Source organism: Roseibium sp. QJM3NY_11 (assembly GCF_056173175.1).
Genome location: NZ_CM149660.1, coordinates 2,295,609 through 2,309,566 on the forward strand (window position 1 = coordinate 2,295,609; position 13,958 = coordinate 2,309,566).

Annotated in this window: 13 protein-coding genes, 1 pseudogene and 1 riboswitch; of the genes and pseudogenes, 9 read left to right on the plus strand and 5 right to left on the minus strand. The window is 62.5% G+C overall.

The features are described 5' to 3' along the window. Positions 1–64 precede the first annotated feature (64 nt). Complete coding sequence (locus AC0VX3_RS10535; protein ID WP_475524667.1) at positions 65–1,078, minus strand: putative transporter; 1,014 nt, start codon at positions 1,076–1,078, stop codon at positions 65–67. A 363-nt stretch (positions 1,079–1,441) separates the two neighbouring features. Here AC0VX3_RS10535 and AC0VX3_RS10540 point away from each other — a divergent pair, with 363 nt between their 5' ends. Continuing rightward, the gene (locus AC0VX3_RS10540) at positions 1,442–2,443 is read left to right on the plus strand and encodes a DMT family transporter (protein WP_475524668.1); all 1,002 of its coding nucleotides are present in this window, start codon (positions 1,442–1,444) and stop codon (positions 2,441–2,443) included. A gap of 82 nt (positions 2,444–2,525) precedes the next feature. Here the strand turns inward: AC0VX3_RS10540 and AC0VX3_RS10545 are convergent, their stop codons facing one another. Next, positions 2,526–2,924: a hypothetical protein gene (locus AC0VX3_RS10545; RefSeq protein WP_475524669.1), complete on the minus strand. Its 399-nt coding sequence runs from the start codon at positions 2,922–2,924 to the stop codon at positions 2,526–2,528. 73 nt (positions 2,925–2,997) lie between these two features. Continuing rightward, the gene (locus AC0VX3_RS10550) at positions 2,998–3,234 is read right to left on the minus strand and encodes an Lrp/AsnC ligand binding domain-containing protein (RefSeq protein ID WP_342892608.1); all 237 of its coding nucleotides are present in this window, start codon (positions 3,232–3,234) and stop codon (positions 2,998–3,000) included. A 147-nt stretch (positions 3,235–3,381) separates the two neighbouring features. Then, positions 3,382–3,492: riboswitch (TPP riboswitch) on the plus strand. Positions 3,493–3,620: 128 nt separating this feature from the next. On the opposite strand from AC0VX3_RS10550, the gene AC0VX3_RS10555 reads away from it, so the two are divergent. The 5 genes and pseudogenes from AC0VX3_RS10555 (at position 3,621) to AC0VX3_RS10575 (ending at position 8,148) form a co-directional block, all read left to right on the plus strand. Beyond that, positions 3,621–4,394, plus strand: a complete 774-nt coding sequence (locus AC0VX3_RS10555) for a hydroxyethylthiazole kinase (RefSeq protein WP_475524670.1) — start codon at positions 3,621–3,623, stop codon at positions 4,392–4,394. A 32-nt stretch (positions 4,395–4,426) separates the two neighbouring features. Then, entirely contained in the window at positions 4,427–5,233 is an 807-nt protein-coding gene (gene thiD / locus AC0VX3_RS10560) for a bifunctional hydroxymethylpyrimidine kinase/phosphomethylpyrimidine kinase (protein ID WP_475524671.1), read from the plus strand. Between the two features lies 1 nt (position 5,234). After that, positions 5,235–6,362 (plus strand): TRAP transporter substrate-binding protein, encoded by a 1,128-nt coding sequence (locus AC0VX3_RS10565; RefSeq protein WP_475524672.1) that lies wholly within the window; start codon positions 5,235–5,237, stop codon positions 6,360–6,362. A gap of 579 nt (positions 6,363–6,941) precedes the next feature. Beyond that, positions 6,942–7,373, plus strand: a pseudogene (locus AC0VX3_RS10570) (OmpP1/FadL family transporter); the annotation flags it as partial. A 58-nt stretch (positions 7,374–7,431) separates the two neighbouring features. Then, a complete protein-coding gene (locus AC0VX3_RS10575; protein WP_475524673.1) occupies positions 7,432–8,148 on the plus strand; it encodes an OmpP1/FadL family transporter in 717 nt (238 codons plus the stop codon). A gap of 80 nt (positions 8,149–8,228) precedes the next feature. Here AC0VX3_RS10575 and AC0VX3_RS10580 read toward each other — a convergent pair whose 3' ends face one another. Then, the gene (locus AC0VX3_RS10580) at positions 8,229–9,008 is read right to left on the minus strand and encodes an SDR family oxidoreductase (RefSeq protein ID WP_475524674.1); all 780 of its coding nucleotides are present in this window, start codon (positions 9,006–9,008) and stop codon (positions 8,229–8,231) included. A gap of 328 nt (positions 9,009–9,336) precedes the next feature. Here AC0VX3_RS10580 and AC0VX3_RS10585 point away from each other — a divergent pair, with 328 nt between their 5' ends. From AC0VX3_RS10585 to AC0VX3_RS10595, 3 genes are all read left to right on the plus strand, one after another. Then, positions 9,337–10,140 carry a UDP-2,3-diacylglucosamine diphosphatase gene (locus AC0VX3_RS10585; protein ID WP_475524675.1) on the plus strand — a complete coding sequence of 268 codons (804 nt, stop codon included), beginning with the start codon at positions 9,337–9,339 and terminating at the stop codon, positions 10,138–10,140. Continuing rightward, positions 10,137–11,186: a glycosyltransferase family 4 protein gene (locus AC0VX3_RS10590; protein WP_475524676.1), complete on the plus strand. Its 1,050-nt coding sequence runs from the start codon at positions 10,137–10,139 to the stop codon at positions 11,184–11,186. Before AC0VX3_RS10585 ends, AC0VX3_RS10590 begins: the two co-directional genes overlap by 4 nt. A gap of 143 nt (positions 11,187–11,329) precedes the next feature. After that, positions 11,330–12,325, plus strand: a complete 996-nt coding sequence (locus AC0VX3_RS10595; protein WP_475524677.1) for a threonine ammonia-lyase — start codon at positions 11,330–11,332, stop codon at positions 12,323–12,325. A gap of 344 nt (positions 12,326–12,669) precedes the next feature. On the opposite strand, the gene AC0VX3_RS10600 is transcribed toward AC0VX3_RS10595, so the two are convergent. Further along, positions 12,670–13,860 carry a protein phosphatase CheZ gene (locus tag AC0VX3_RS10600; RefSeq protein ID WP_475524678.1) on the minus strand — a complete coding sequence of 397 codons (1,191 nt, stop codon included), beginning with the start codon at positions 13,858–13,860 and terminating at the stop codon, positions 12,670–12,672. Positions 13,861–13,958 lie beyond the last annotated feature (98 nt).

Below are 13,958 nucleotides of genomic sequence, written 5' to 3' on the forward strand. Positions count from 1 at the left end.
GGAAAGCCGCCCGCCCGGGCGGCTTTTTGAGTGTGGCCCTGTCCCAGGCCTTATTCCACTGGCCTTATTCCGCGGGCATCGGCTGGGGTGTGCCGCCGTTGCGCTCGTATTCCCAGATATGAGTCTCGAACGCCCTCAGACGTTTGTAGACCGAAATCAGTTCCACGATCGTCGTCCAGGCATTGACCAGGTACTGGAACGAGCTTTCGACCCGGCTGAAGGCCCGAACGATCTGCTGCATCACGCCCAGGGTGATCGCTCCCGCGATGATGGTCGGCGCCAGGGCGAGATAAGGCACCAGAACGGTCGCCTGCAGGTAGGACCACTTGGCCACATCGAAATAGAGATAGTGGAAGAACAGTCGGAAGTAGTTCCTGCGGACGCCGGCATAAAGCTCGGCCACGGTTTCCGGCCTGGCACGCTCCTCGTGATCCTCGCCGTAGACGAGTTCCTTGCGATAGGCGGCTTCCACTTTCTGGTTGTTGAATTCCAGGCCCGGCAGCTTGAAACCGACCGCGGCCAGCAGAACCGTGCCGGACGCGGCGGACAGCAGGGCGACATAGACAAGCGCGTGGTCAACCGGCCCGATCCAGGGCAGTTCCGTGACGTTCTTGGACAATTCCCACAGAAGCGGAAGGAAGGCGATCAGCGTCATCACCGAGCGCATGAAGGCGACCCCGAGCCCCTCCATGATCCGGGCAAAGCGCATGGTGTCTTCCTGAACGCGCTGGGCGGCGCCCTCGATGTCGCGCACCACATGCCAATAGGCCATGTAGTAGTCGTTCATGGCGGTGCGCCAGCGGAAGATGAAATGCTTGATGAAAAAATCCAGAACGACGGCGATGGCAACGTAGAGCGCAGCGATCCAGAAGAACGTCGACAGTTCGGCCATATAGGCCTCGAAAGTGGTGCTGCCCGGTTCTGTCAGTGCCTTCTGGATCATGTCGTAGAAACTGCCGAACCACTCGTTGATCCTGACATCGAGCTGAACCTTGTACCAGGTCACCCACAGAATGAGCACCGACCCGACCCAGGCCCACAGGAACCATGTGCGGTTTTGGAAAAAGGAACGGAACATGTGGTCGAGCCTCTCGAATCGGGGTTTCGCTGATTATAGATAACCGCTCCGGCAAAGGGAGAGCGGTGGCGCCCGATGAAGCGGTTTTGAAGAGGTTTTGACCGCGACCGGGCACAAATACCGAGTGGGCATGGGGTCGGGTGCGCCGAAATGTTGCTTCGGCAGATTGCAAAGGGGCCGCTGTCACGAGATACTGGCTGTCCTGTCCCAACCGAACCCGTCCCTCACGTCGTCCGCCGGCAGGCGGGCACCCGAAAACCGCCGCAGAAATTCGTCCGGATGCAGCGTTGGACTTTCTCAGGTCTGCGTGCGCCCGGCCCTCCGTTCGGGGGGCGTTTCTGCCGGCATCTGGATATCCCCGACATGGCGTCTTCGACCCTGAAATCCGGGCCTGCGGGTCCGCCGGCCCCGACCGGCATGACCCGGCAGGCCCCCTTGCTCGGGATCAGCCTGAAACTGGCCTCCACGCTGGTCTTTTTCGTGATGGCGACGGCATTGAAGATTGCCGCGGAGACGGTTCCCATCGGCCAGCTCGTGTTCGCGCGCAATTTTTTCGGCCTGTTTCCGGTTCTGATGATGGTGGCGATGCGGGGCGAACTCAGTCTCGCGTTCCGGACAGCCAACCCGAGAAGGCACCTGACGCGTGCAACGGTCGGCCTGTCGGCGATGGTCTGCTCGTTCACCGCGCTTTACCTTCTGCCTCTGCCCGATGCCACCGCCATCGGGTTTGCCACACCGCTGTTTGTGGTCGTGCTGGCCTTCTTCCTGCTCGGTGAAACCGTTCGCATCTATCGCTGGAGCGCGGTCGGCGTCGGCTTCATCGGTATTCTGGTCGTGCTGTCGCCGCATCTCGGCGAGGGAGATCTCGACGGGCCGTCCAAGTTCGGCGCAATGCTGGGGGTTGTGGGGGCCGGCTTCGCCGCGCTCGCCATGATCACCGTGCGCAAACTCTGCGAGACGGAGCGCACGTCGACCATCGTCACCTGGTTTGCCGGATCCTCGACCGTGCTGGCGCTGCTGACGTTGCCGCTCGGGCTGGTTCTGCCCGGGCAGGCGTGGATCGTCCCGGATCTTCCGACCGCCGGCCTTCTGGTCCTTCTCGGCCTTGCCGGCGGGGTCGGGCAGATCCTGCTGACCCAGAGCTACCGTTTCGCGGATGCATCCACCATCGCCCCGTTCGACTATGTCAACATGCTGTGGGCGATCATCGTCGGCTGGGTGGTCTTTTCCGAGGTGCCCGTGCCGGAAGTCGTGACCGGGGCGCTGATCGTGATCGCCGCCGGGATCTTCGTCATCTTCCGCGAGCACAAGCTGGGCCTCGACCGGACCAAGGCCCGCCGGGCCTCGTCGCCGTCGAGATCGTGAGATTGCCTTTACGGGCAGGGGCAGGGGCAGGGTTCAGTCCCGATCCGCCCGCCCAGTCCGAAGTTCCCGAATCCGGTGACCGTTACCGCTTGTATTCGAAGCGCTCGACCGGGCTTTTCGTGCCGTCCGGGTAGATCAGCTGAACGCTGACGGACTGCACCGAGCCACCGGGCCGCGCGATATAGGGCTTGTCCTTGAGAACCGCGTTGGGCGCGTCCGGATTGCAGGCGTCCAGCGCCCACTCCTGGTCGATCGGGCCGTCGTTGACACCGTAGAACACATATTCGATGCCGCACTTCCAGGCTTCCAGATGCGTGAAATAGACCAGATCCTGGCCCTGCCAGTCGCGGAAGGACACCCAGCTTGCCTTGGTCACGTCGAGGATCTGCTTGATCTGCTCCGGCGGCATGCCCTGGGCGGTCGCCGGAAGTGGCAGGAGACTGAGACCGAAAACGAGGGCGGCGGATTTCAAAATACGCATGGGGCTTCTCCTGACAATCGGAGCGGTGGAAAACACGTTCGGGCAGCCTGCGTCCATAGGGTGGCAGGATGGGTTAGAAGGCCTTGAAGGTGATGATCGTCTTGGTGTCCTGGATGCCATCGATCGGATGCACCTTTTCATTGACGAAATGGCCGATATCCGCGCCGTTTTCGATGTAGACCTTGACCAGAAGATCGTAGTCGCCGCTGGTGGAATAGACCTCGGAGGCAATCTCCGCGTCCGCGATCGCGTTGGCGACCTGGTAGGTCTTGCCGAGCTGGCATTTGATCATCACGAAAAACGGGGTCATGCGGCGCTCCGGATGCTGGGACAGTGCAAAATGATGACCTAGGACATCGCGCATCTCGCCAATCCAGTCAATCGCTTCTGCTGTCCGTCGGCAATGTCCCGCAGCGATCAGGGACTTGCATTGCAGGTCGAGCCTTGTTAGCTGTTCGATATCTCATGGGGGTGCCCGGCGATCGTGGATCGGGCTGAGAGGCGGCTGGCCAACTCCTTGAACCTGATCCGGCTTGTACCGGCGGAGGGATTTGAGATGATGACCTTCTGGGCCACCGGCCCGTTTCAGTTTCATTGCGATGCCGGAACTGGCGCTACTGGCGCTGGCGATACCGGAATGTGCGATCTCGGCACAGACGTAACCGGCATGTGGTCAGCCGTTGCCGGAGGTGCCTCATGAGCCTCAGCGTCGCCGCATCCACCGCGCCTCTTGCCGCTGTGACGGTTCACGATCTGTTGCAGCGGGTGCGGCAGAAGTCGCCGCGCGTTCATGCGATCACCAACGCAGTCGCCCAGAATTTCACCGCCAATGTGCTGCTGGCGCTCGGTGCCGTGCCCTCCATGACCATCGCCGAAGACGAAGTCGCCGGCTTTGCCGCGAGCGCGGACGCACTGCTGGTCAATCTGGGAACACTCGATGCGAGCCGCCGTGTGGCGATCCCGCTTGCCGTTCAGGCGGCGCGGGCGGCCGGGCATCCGGTCTGCCTCGATCCGGTCTTTGTCAACCGGTCGCCCGTCCGCTGCGCCTTCGCCGGGAAGCTGCTGGCGGACGGGGCGGATCTTGTGCGTCTGAATGGGCCGGAAATGGAGGCGCTGTTCCCGGATCGCGACAGCGTGGAAAAGCTGATCGCGGGCGGCACGGTGTTCGCGGTGACCGGCGCGGAAGACAAGATCGAGAGCAGGGGCGGGGATTTCCGGCTCATGAACGGACATGCGCTGATGGCACGTGTCACCGCCACGGGCTGCGCGGGCGGCGCGGTTCTGGCCGCCTTTGCCAGCGTCGAGCCCGACCGGGCGCTGGCTGCCGCCTGTGGCTTGTCGGTGTTCAACATCGCCGGCGAAATGGCGGCCGCCAGGGCCGGCGGGCCGGGAACCTTGGTTCCTGAACTGCTCGACGCGCTTTACGCGATGAGCCTGGGCGATATCGAGGCCCGGCTCAAGGCCGCCTGAAACATGTATTCAGAACACACGAAGGAGACGCCATGACCGCGATCGCGGTGACCATAGCAGGCTCGGATTCCGGCGGTGGGGCCGGCATCCAGGCCGACCTGAAGACATTTTCCGCTCTGGGTGTCTATGGCGCCAGCGTGCTGACGGCCCTGACCGCGCAGAACACGCTGGGCGTGAGCGCCCTTCACGAGGTGCCGCCCGATTTCGTTCTGGCGCAGATGGATGCGGTCTATTCGGATCTGAAGGTGAACGTGACCAAGATCGGCATGCTGGCCCGCGTCGACGTGATCGAGGCGGTTGCCGAAGGGCTGACGCGGCATGACACGGGGCCGGTGGTGCTGGATCCGGTCATGGTGGCCGCGTCCGGAGACCCGCTGCTGGCCGACAGCGCCGTCGACTGCCTGATGTCGGTGCTCGTGCCGCGCGCGGATGTCGTCACGCCCAACCTTCATGAAGCCGCCCGGATGCTGGAGACAGCGATGGCGGACAGTGAAACGGCCATGCGCGCGCAGGCCGACAGCCTGTTGAGGCGCGGTGCGCGGTCGGTGCTGCTGAAGGGCGGACACGGCACCACGGACGAAAGCGCGGATCTTTTCACGGACTCGCAGGGAAACGTGACCTGGCTCCGGGCGAAACGGGTCGCCACGGACAACACCCATGGCACCGGCTGCACCCTGTCCTCGGCGATCGCGGCCGGACTGGCCCTCGGCAAGGACCTGGACAGCGCGATCCGGGATGCCAAGTCCTATGTCCACGCGGCCATTGCCGCCGCCGACAGGCTCGTGATCGGCGCGGGGCACGGACCGGTCCACCATTTTCATGAAATCTGGAGCAAATGACATGTCCGAAGGACGTTCGCACAAGACCAGGCTGATCAACCGGAGAGCTCTTCTGGGGGCGTCCGCGGCTGCCGGCACGGCGGCACTGGCCGCGCCGGCGCTTGCGCAGGACGGGGCGACCATCGAATGGAAGATGGTAACGTCCTGGCCGAAGAACCTGCCCGGACCCGGCGTGACCGCGCGGCGGATCGCCGACAGCATCGGCAGGATGTCCGGGGGGCGGCTGCGCGTGCGGCTGTTTGCGGCCGGAGAGCTGGTGCCGGCGCTCGGCGTCTTCGACGCGGTTTCCGCCGGAACGGCGCAGATGGCGCACACGGCCTCGTTTTTCTGGCAGGGCAAGATCCCGGCCGCCGTCCATTTCACCGCAATCCCCTTCGGCCTGCTGCCGCATGAGCACATCAGCTGGATCGAACAGGGCGGCGGGCAGGCGCTCTGGGACGAACTCTATGCTCCCTTCGGACTGAAGCCGGTGATGGCGGGCAACACCGGGGTGCAGATGGGGGGCTGGTACAAGCGCGAAATCACTGGCCTCGACGACCTGAGGGGATTGAAGATCCGCATGCCGGGTCTTGGCGGCGAAGTGATGCGCCGGCTCGGCGCGACACCGGTCAGCCTGCCGCCGGGCGAATTGTTCCAGGCCCTTCAGAGCGGCGTTCTGGATGCAACGGAGTTTCTGGGTCCCTGGTCCGACCGGGCGATGGGTTTTCACAAGGTCGCCAGCTCGTATTACTCACCCGGCTTCCACGAGCCGAACGGCACCGGCGAAGCGCTTTTCAATCAGGTGGCGCTCGAAGGTTTGCCGGAGGATCTCCGGGCCATCGTGCTGGAAGCCTGCCGGGCGGAAAACGGCCGCTCGCTTGCTGAAAGCGACTGGGAAAATGCCGGGGCCTTGCGTCTGCTTCAGGAAAGGGACGGGGTCACCGTGCTGCCCTATCCGGACGACGTGATGACGGCCCTGCGAGAGACCTCCGCAAAGGTCCTTGCGGACTTCGCGGACAAGGACGCCCTCGGCAGGCGGATCCACGACAGTCAGCAGGCTGCGCTGTCCCGCCTTTCACCCTGGAGCGATGTCGCCATGCGCCGGTTCATGGCGGCACGTGACGGCGAGCGCCCTGCGCGTCGGGATTGACCCGGTCCGCCGGACCGGGTTCGGGAGATCGCCCCGGAGATCGCCCCGGAGACCACCCCAGGAGACCACCCCAGGAGACCCCGGCAGGGCAGGCCGGTCTCTTGGGGCCGAGCCGGATCTGACCGGGAAGGAAGACTTTCCATCGATGTTTTTACCAAGTGATTGCAAGGCACTTATGGCAAGAAGTGAACATATTCCCTTAGGAAACCTGTGACAAAGTCGCAACGTTGCGGTGCTAATTGACGTTATCGGAAGGTCATGGAATTATTGCCTGTTTTTTGGGCAAGTGATCGAAAGTGTGTCGATACCATGAAGAACAGTCTCCGGAAGTGTTGTTTTGGAAGTTTCTGAAGCCCTCCGATAGAAATTTCTCGTCTTCCTGCATCGTATTTTGCAGTGCAGCATGTGTTGTCGCATACGCAATCGCCCTTATTATTGTGTTGTATCCCGGCTCTTTCTCCGAAAAATCAGTCACTGGATGTCGTGACCCGTCCCGGTGGGGCGGACAAGGGAGGAAACGCTATGAAGAGCGCAAACAAAAATTCGGTTCTATTTGCATCGACTGCGATAGCACTATCCATGATTGCGGGAACTGCGCATGCAGGTGGCTTCGCGCTGCGTGAACAGAGTGCCTATTTTCAGGGGATGTCCTTTGCGGGATACGGAACGACGGGTGGGGGCATTTCGTCGATATACTGGAACCCGGCGTCCCTGATGGGCGCGCAGCAGGGGCTGACCGTGGAGGCGCACAGCTCGGGCCTGTTCCCGGTGTCGGATATCGATGGCACCCTGTCCGGGGGGCTGCTGGGAACGTCGTCCGTCGGCAGCGGCGATATCGCCTCCGACGCTTTCATTCCCGCGTCCTACGCCGCCTACCGGCTCAACGACAAGCTGATCTTCGGTGTCGGCATCAATGCGCCCTTCGGTCTGTCCACCAAACCCGATCTGAACTGGGCCGGCCAGTTCTATTCAAGGTCGTCCTCGGTCTTTTCCCTGAACGTGAACCCGGCCATCGCCTATCAGATCAACGACATGGTCACGGTCGCGGTCGGCGTCCAGGTTCAGTATCTTGAACGTCTCCCTGAAGTCCGCCGATGCGACCTCGGGCGCAGGCTTTCCGCGGTCGAACGAGATCAAGGGCGACAGCATCGGTTTCGGTGTCACGGCCGGTCTGACCGTGCGCCCCTTCGAAGGCACCGAAATTGGCATCGGCTACCGCTCTGGTGTCGGTCACGATCTGGAAGGCGACCTGTTCGCCAGCGGGACCAGAAGTGCGATCGGGCTTGGCGTGGTGACGCCGGATATGGTCAACATCTCCGCCAAACAGCGGCTGACCGACAAGTTCCGGGTTCTGGGAACCGTCGAATGGACCAACTGGAGCCGGCTGAAATCGCCGCGGGCGACCTCCGACGCAACCGGCGCCACGCTGACCACCCTGCATTTCAACTATGATGACGGTTGGTTCTTCTCGCTTGGCGGCGAGTACGACTTCAACGAGAAGCTCACCTTGCGCGCCGGTCTGGGGTATGAAATTTCCCCGATCGACGAGGAAATCCGCTCGACCCGCCTGCCGGACAACAATCGCTGGTGGCTGTCCGCCGGTGCCAGCTACAACTTCAACCAGAATCTGTCCGTTGATCTGGGCTACACCCACATCATCCCGGAATCGACGAGTATCAACATCGATGCGGACCATCAGGACTACAATTCGACCTTCGGCACCTACGCGGCTGATGTCGACAGCCATGTGAACATTGTCTCCGCATCGCTGCGCTACAAGTTCTGAACCGAATCCTCACGGTCACGAAAACAAGGAAGGCCGGGGTGTTCCCCGGCCTTTCGCGTTTCGATGGACGGCATTGGGTCTCAGAAGGCCGAGGGAAACAGCCCGCCGTCCAGCAGGATGTTCTGGCCGGTGATGTAGCCGGCCTGGCGGGAGCACAGGAAGGCGCAGGTCTGGCCGAACTCCTCCGCCGTTCCGAAACGCCGCGCGGGGATCTCGGCAGCCTGTTCGGCCCGAACCTCGTCGATGCTGCGGCCGCTTTGCTCGGCCGCACGGGCAAAACCGCCCTTGAGGCGGTCCGTGTCCATCTTGCCGGGCAGCAGATTGTTGACGGTAATACCGTGAGGGGCGAGCTGGCGGCAGACGCCGGCCAGAAACGCGGTCAGTCCGGCCCGGGCCCCGCTGGACAGGTCAAGGCCCTCGATCGGCATCCTCACCGACAGCGAGGTGACGTTGACGATGCGCCCGAAGCCGCGTTGCTTCATCCCCGGCGTGACGGCCTGGATCAGTTCGACCGGGGTCACGAAGTTCTGGAGGGCCCCTTCCAGAAGCGCTTCGCGATCAAGTTCCGTATAGTCCTTGCGGGGCGGTCCGCCATTGTTGTTGATCAGGATATCGGGCTCGGGGCAGGCGGACAGCAGAGCCTCTTGTCCCGCACGGGTGGAAACATCGGCCGCCACGACGCGCACCTCAACACCGAATCGATCCTCGATGGTGCTGCGTGTCGCTGCCAGAGCCGCCTCGTCACGTCCGTTCAGAACGATCGAGCAGCCCGCTTCCGCCAGTGCTTCGGCGCAGCCTCTGCCCAGTCCGCGGCTGGATGCGCACACGATTGCCTTCTTGCCTTTCAGGCCAAGCTCCATGACCGATCTCCTTCGTGATGGTTGTGGGTCCCTATGTGACCCCCGAAGCGGGAGCTGTCAAACCCGCAGCGCGGCAGCAAGGCGGCAGATGAGGGACCCGGTTCAAGGGGGACGGGTGCAGGGAGGCAAGGTCATGCCGCAAGCGGGGGGCAGACCCGACAAGATTTCACACGCGCGGGCAGCCGATAGACCTGTGCCATTCCCCAGGGGCAAGAGTTTCTAATCATTCCGGTGGAAGACAAACCCGGCCCTGGCGGTTCCCGCGTTGTCATAATAGTGATACCTGAATCGCGTCTATAGCGCCCCAACAGGATTTTGGAGATGCGCCATGTCGACCGCTGAGGCTTCGCGACATTATCGGGCCTTGTTTCTTTCAGATGTTCATCTTGGTACGCGCGGGTGCCAGGCGGAGCTGTTGCTCGACTTTCTGAAGGACTATGATGCAGAGACCCTCTATCTGGTCGGAGACATCGCGGACGGCTGGCGCCTGAAACGCGCCTGGTACTGGCCCCAGGCACACAATGACGTCGTCCAGAAGATCCTCCGCAAGGGCCGCAAGGGCGCGCGGATCGTCTATATTCCGGGCAATCACGACGAGTTCCTGCGCAGTTTTCTCGGGACCCATTTTGGCGGGGTCGAGGTCGCAGACAGCATCGTGCACGAAGCCGCCAACGGCAAACGCTACCTGGTGATCCACGGAGACCAGTTCGACGTGGTCATCCGCCATGCCAAGTGGCTGGCCTTTTTCGGTGACAAGGCCTATGTGAGCGCCCTTGGCATCAACACCTGGGTGAATTTCGTGCGCCGCCGGCTCGGTCTGACCTACTGGTCGCTGTCGGCCTGGGCAAAGCTGAAAGTGAAAAACGCCGTGAGTTTCATCGGGCGTTTCGAAGAGGCCCTGTCCGACGAAGCGCGCCGGCAGGGCGTGGACGGCGTGATCTGCGGGCACATTCATCATGCCGCCGACCGCGACATGAACGGTATCCACTATATCAATACAGGCGATTGGGTCGAAAGCTGCACGGCCGTTGCCGAACACCACGATGGTACGTTTGAGGTGATCCGATGGGTGGACAATACCCAGGCGACAGCCGCGCCGGTGAAATCCAAGGAAGCACCGGTCGCCGCATGAGTTCGATCCTGATTGTAACGGATGCCTGGCATCCGCAGATAAACGGTGTGGTCCGGTCGCTGGAACGTACGGCGGAAGAACTCGAGGCGATCGGCGTGCGTGTCGAATTTCTGTCGCCGCTGGAGTTCAAGACACTTCCCTGTCCGACATATCCGGAAATCCGGCTGTCCCTGACCCATCGCGGCATCGTGCGGCGCAAGATCGAGGACTACGGCTGCGAGCATCTGCATATCGCGACCGAGGGACCGCTCGGAATGCTCGCGGCGAGTGTCGCCAAGAAGACCGGCCGGCCGTTTACCACCAGCTACCACACGCGCTTTCCCGAATATGTGTCGGCCCGGCTGCCGGTCCCGCTGACCTGGTCCTACAGCTGGCTGCGGTGGTTCCACAATGGGGCCAGCGGCTGCATGGTGGCGACGCGCTCTCTCGAACAGGATCTGCGCGAGCGGGGATTTGAAAACCTGATGCGCTGGTCGCGGGGTGTGGACGAGCAGCTGTTCAAACCCTACGAGGGGTCTGTCCTGCCCGCCGACCTGCCGCGTCCGGTGTTCATGTATGTCGGCCGGGTCGCCATCGAAAAGAACATCAAGGCGTTTCTGGATCTCGATCTGCCGGGCTCCAAGGTGGTGGTCGGCGGCGGCCCGCAGCTCGACAGCCTGCGCCGCGAATACACCGGTGTGCATTTTACCGGATCGAAGGTGGGCGAGGATCTCGCACGGCATTATTCCGATGCGGATGTGTTCGTGTTTCCCTCGCTGACCGACACGTTCGGCAACGTGATGCTGGAAGCTCTTGCCTGCGGTGTTCCGGTGGCCGCCTTCCCGGTGATGGGGCCATTGGATGTCATCGGCGACACGGGCTCGGGCGTTCTTTCCAAGGACCTTCGGGAAGCATGCGAAGCGGCCCTGGACATTCCCCGGGATCATTGCCGGAAAATCGCCATGAACTACACCTGGGCGGCCAGTGCGCGCCAGTTCCTGGAGAACTGCATCGAGGCGCGGGATCTCTACAATGCCCGCTCCGCCGCCGCGAAGGCTGCGGAATAATCGGGCCGGGGCTTTTGCCCCACGCTCCCGGCTTTAATGCCGATCCGGCAAATTGACACCGGGACAATTTCTTGCTGGCACCTGGTGCCGTGCTGTGAAATCACTGTCGGCCGGTAACTCTTTCCTGGAACAGGAGCCTGTCGATGGCAAACCCGAAGACTTCCGAACTGGCGGTTTCCTTTGAGGATATTCTGGCGGCGGCCGGACGGATCGGCGGCGAGGCGCTGGTGACACCGGTGTTGCGGCACCCGCTTCTGGACGAGCGCGCCTCGGCCCGGGTGCTGATCAAGCCGGAGAACCTGCAGCGCAGCGGGTCGTTCAAGTTTCGTGGTGCGTTCAACCGGCTCTGCCAGATCCCGGCCGAAGACCGGCCGAAGGGCGTGGTGGCCTGTTCCTCGGGAAATCACGCCCAGGGCGTTGCGTCAGGCGCGCGGCTGCTCGGCATGCCGGCGACCATCGTCATGCCTGCTGACGCCCCCGCGATCAAGCTGGAGCGCACCCGCGGCCTGGGAGCCAGGGTCGTGACCTATGACAGGGAAACGGAGGACCGGGAAGTGATTGCCTCAGCGCTTTGCCGGGAGACCGATGCCACCTTCGTTCATCCATACAATGATCCGGCGGTCATTGCCGGGCAGGGGACCGTCGGGCTGGAACTGACTGACCAGGCGGCTGCGCTCGGTCTTCAACTGGATGACGTTCTGGCCTGTACGGGCGGCGGCGGCCTGTCCAGCGGCATCGCGCTTGCGCTGGCCGCCAGATCGCCGGCAACACGCTTTCATACGGTCGAGCCGGCCCTGTTCGACGACTACAAGCGCTCGCTGGAAGCCGGCGAGATCCTCTCCAACCCTGCAAAGACCGGCTCCATCTGCGACGCGCTTCTGTCTGACAGCCCCGGCGAAATCGGGTTTTCCATTCTGCGCCGGCTGGCCGGGGAAGGCGTGACCGTGACGGACGGGGAAGTGCTTGCCGCGGTCGCATTTGCCTTCACGGAGCTGAAACTCGTGGTGGAGCCCGGCGGCGCCGTGGCGCTCGCCGCCGTTCTGTCGGGAAAGCTGCCCCTGGCCGGCAAGACCGTGGGGGTTGTTCTGACCGGCGGCAACATTGATCCGCAGATGCTGATGACAGCGCTTGCCGCCTGATACCAACCTCAATAAATAGAAACCTATTCGACCATGACATGAGAGTGTTCCGTGAGGAGCGTGTCGCAGGGCGATGTGGGACATCAGCCAAGACGCGCGACGCGGCGGAACACTCTCATGACATGGCCTCCGGTGGCTTGTTCAGGCCCACCGGACTGCGTTGCGCCCCTTGACCGGCCAACCAGGCCGATCTGCGCACCGCTCCTTGCCGGCAGCCCTGAACAAGCCATCCAATGGGTTTCTATTTGTTGAGGTTGGTATGAGGCGTCCGGTGGAGATCTGCCGAAATGCGAAAAGGCGCCACCGGACCGGTAGCGCCTTTCGTGTTTCCGTCGCCTGCCGGCCTAGTTGAAGAGCGCCTGGCGTTCCGCCTCGGTCAGGCTTTTCAGGGCATCTTCACCGTCTTCTTCGGCAGCTTCCGCGGTCAGTTCCCAGTCAGCGTCGGCTTCCGCTTCTGCCTCTGTCTCTGTCTCTGCTTCAGCTTCTGTTTCCGCTTTCGCTTCTTCTGCTTCGGCGTTCACCTCGGCGTCGAACAGCATTTCAATCGCGTCTTCATCAAGCGTGGCGTCCGCATCGTCGGTGCCGGTTTCCTCGGCTTCGGCCACGTCCTCTTCCGGGGCGGCGTCCGCAGCAGCCGGTGCGGCGAACATATCGTCGATCGCGGCGGCGTCCATCGGTTCGCCGTCGCCTGACGTGTCGTCGCCGGCATCGCTTGCGCCTGCACTGGCCATGATGGCATCCACGTCCGCGTCGCTCGCATGGACAGGTTTTTCCGGGGCGGCATCGGTTGCCTTGATCGCCGCGTCGAAGACGTTGTCGCTCACGGACATGAGTTCGTCGACGTTGTTCTGGGAGACGCCGTCGCCGTCACGCTGAGGACCGTTCAGAAGATGCGAGTCCGGACGGCTGTCGACAGGTCCGGCCGAATCGTCGGCTTCCCGCTCCTCGATGCCCCAGATGCCGATCATCGTGTTGATCCGGCTTTCCAGATACCGCAGAACCTGCACCACCTTGTTGGTGCGCTGTCCGGTCAGATCCTGGAAGCTGCAGGCCATGAAGATTTCGGTCGCGCTGGCGTCGATTTCGTCGCAGGTGGCGTTGTCGGCACCGTTCTCACGCAACACCCAGGCTTTTTCCTGAATCTGCTCGGCAGCTTCAAGAATGTTCTGGGTGGCGCCTTCGGTCTGCGTGACGATCAGGTCGAGTTCGTGCGAGGCATCGACGAACCGGTTGCTTTCCTCGCCTTCGGCCTTGATATTCGAGATCTCGGCCTTGGTTCGTTCGATCGCCTCGTGCATTTCGCCGATGTCGAGACGGATCTTGTCGAGATCGGGAACCTTTCGCTCGCGAGTCACGACCTTCTCGAGCCGGTGTATGGCTCCCAGGATTTCAGTGGTCTCGGGCGTTTTGTGCCGATTGAGAAATTCTTTCAGAAACCGACGACCGCGATCGGACTCCATCAGCGTCTGTTCAAGAGTGTGATATTCGGCTTCGCCGATCAGCTCCGGCTGTTCCTGTGTTGCTTCCGCTTTCATGTGGCCGCGATTCTCAACTTGCCTGAGGGTCGATTATTGCCGTGACACGGGCAACTCCTCCTGCAAGGTACGGCGAAAATCGTTAACATCCTTTTTAG

What these genes read in the sequence shown, in the direction of transcription:
- AC0VX3_RS10535 (WP_475524667.1), bottom strand. Translation starts at nt 1,078, where the DNA reads ATGTTCCGTTCCTTTTTCCAAAACCGCACATGGTTCCTGTGGGCCTGG.
- AC0VX3_RS10540 (WP_475524668.1), top strand. Translation starts at nt 1,442, where the DNA reads ATGGCGTCTTCGACCCTGAAATCCGGGCCTGCGGGTCCGCCGGCCCCG.
- AC0VX3_RS10545 (WP_475524669.1), bottom strand. Translation starts at nt 2,924, where the DNA reads ATGCGTATTTTGAAATCCGCCGCCCTCGTTTTCGGTCTCAGTCTCCTG.
- AC0VX3_RS10550 (WP_342892608.1), bottom strand. Translation starts at nt 3,234, where the DNA reads ATGACCCCGTTTTTCGTGATGATCAAATGCCAGCTCGGCAAGACCTAC.
- AC0VX3_RS10555 (WP_475524670.1), top strand. Translation starts at nt 3,621, where the DNA reads ATGAGCCTCAGCGTCGCCGCATCCACCGCGCCTCTTGCCGCTGTGACG.
- thiD (WP_475524671.1), top strand. Translation starts at nt 4,427, where the DNA reads ATGACCGCGATCGCGGTGACCATAGCAGGCTCGGATTCCGGCGGTGGG.
- AC0VX3_RS10565 (WP_475524672.1), top strand. Translation starts at nt 5,235, where the DNA reads ATGTCCGAAGGACGTTCGCACAAGACCAGGCTGATCAACCGGAGAGCT.
- AC0VX3_RS10580 (WP_475524674.1), bottom strand. Translation starts at nt 9,008, where the DNA reads ATGGAGCTTGGCCTGAAAGGCAAGAAGGCAATCGTGTGCGCATCCAGC.
- AC0VX3_RS10585 (WP_475524675.1), top strand. Translation starts at nt 9,337, where the DNA reads ATGTCGACCGCTGAGGCTTCGCGACATTATCGGGCCTTGTTTCTTTCA.
- AC0VX3_RS10590 (WP_475524676.1), top strand. Translation starts at nt 10,137, where the DNA reads ATGAGTTCGATCCTGATTGTAACGGATGCCTGGCATCCGCAGATAAAC.
- AC0VX3_RS10595 (WP_475524677.1), top strand. Translation starts at nt 11,330, where the DNA reads ATGGCAAACCCGAAGACTTCCGAACTGGCGGTTTCCTTTGAGGATATT.
- AC0VX3_RS10600 (WP_475524678.1), bottom strand. Translation starts at nt 13,860, where the DNA reads ATGAAAGCGGAAGCAACACAGGAACAGCCGGAGCTGATCGGCGAAGCC.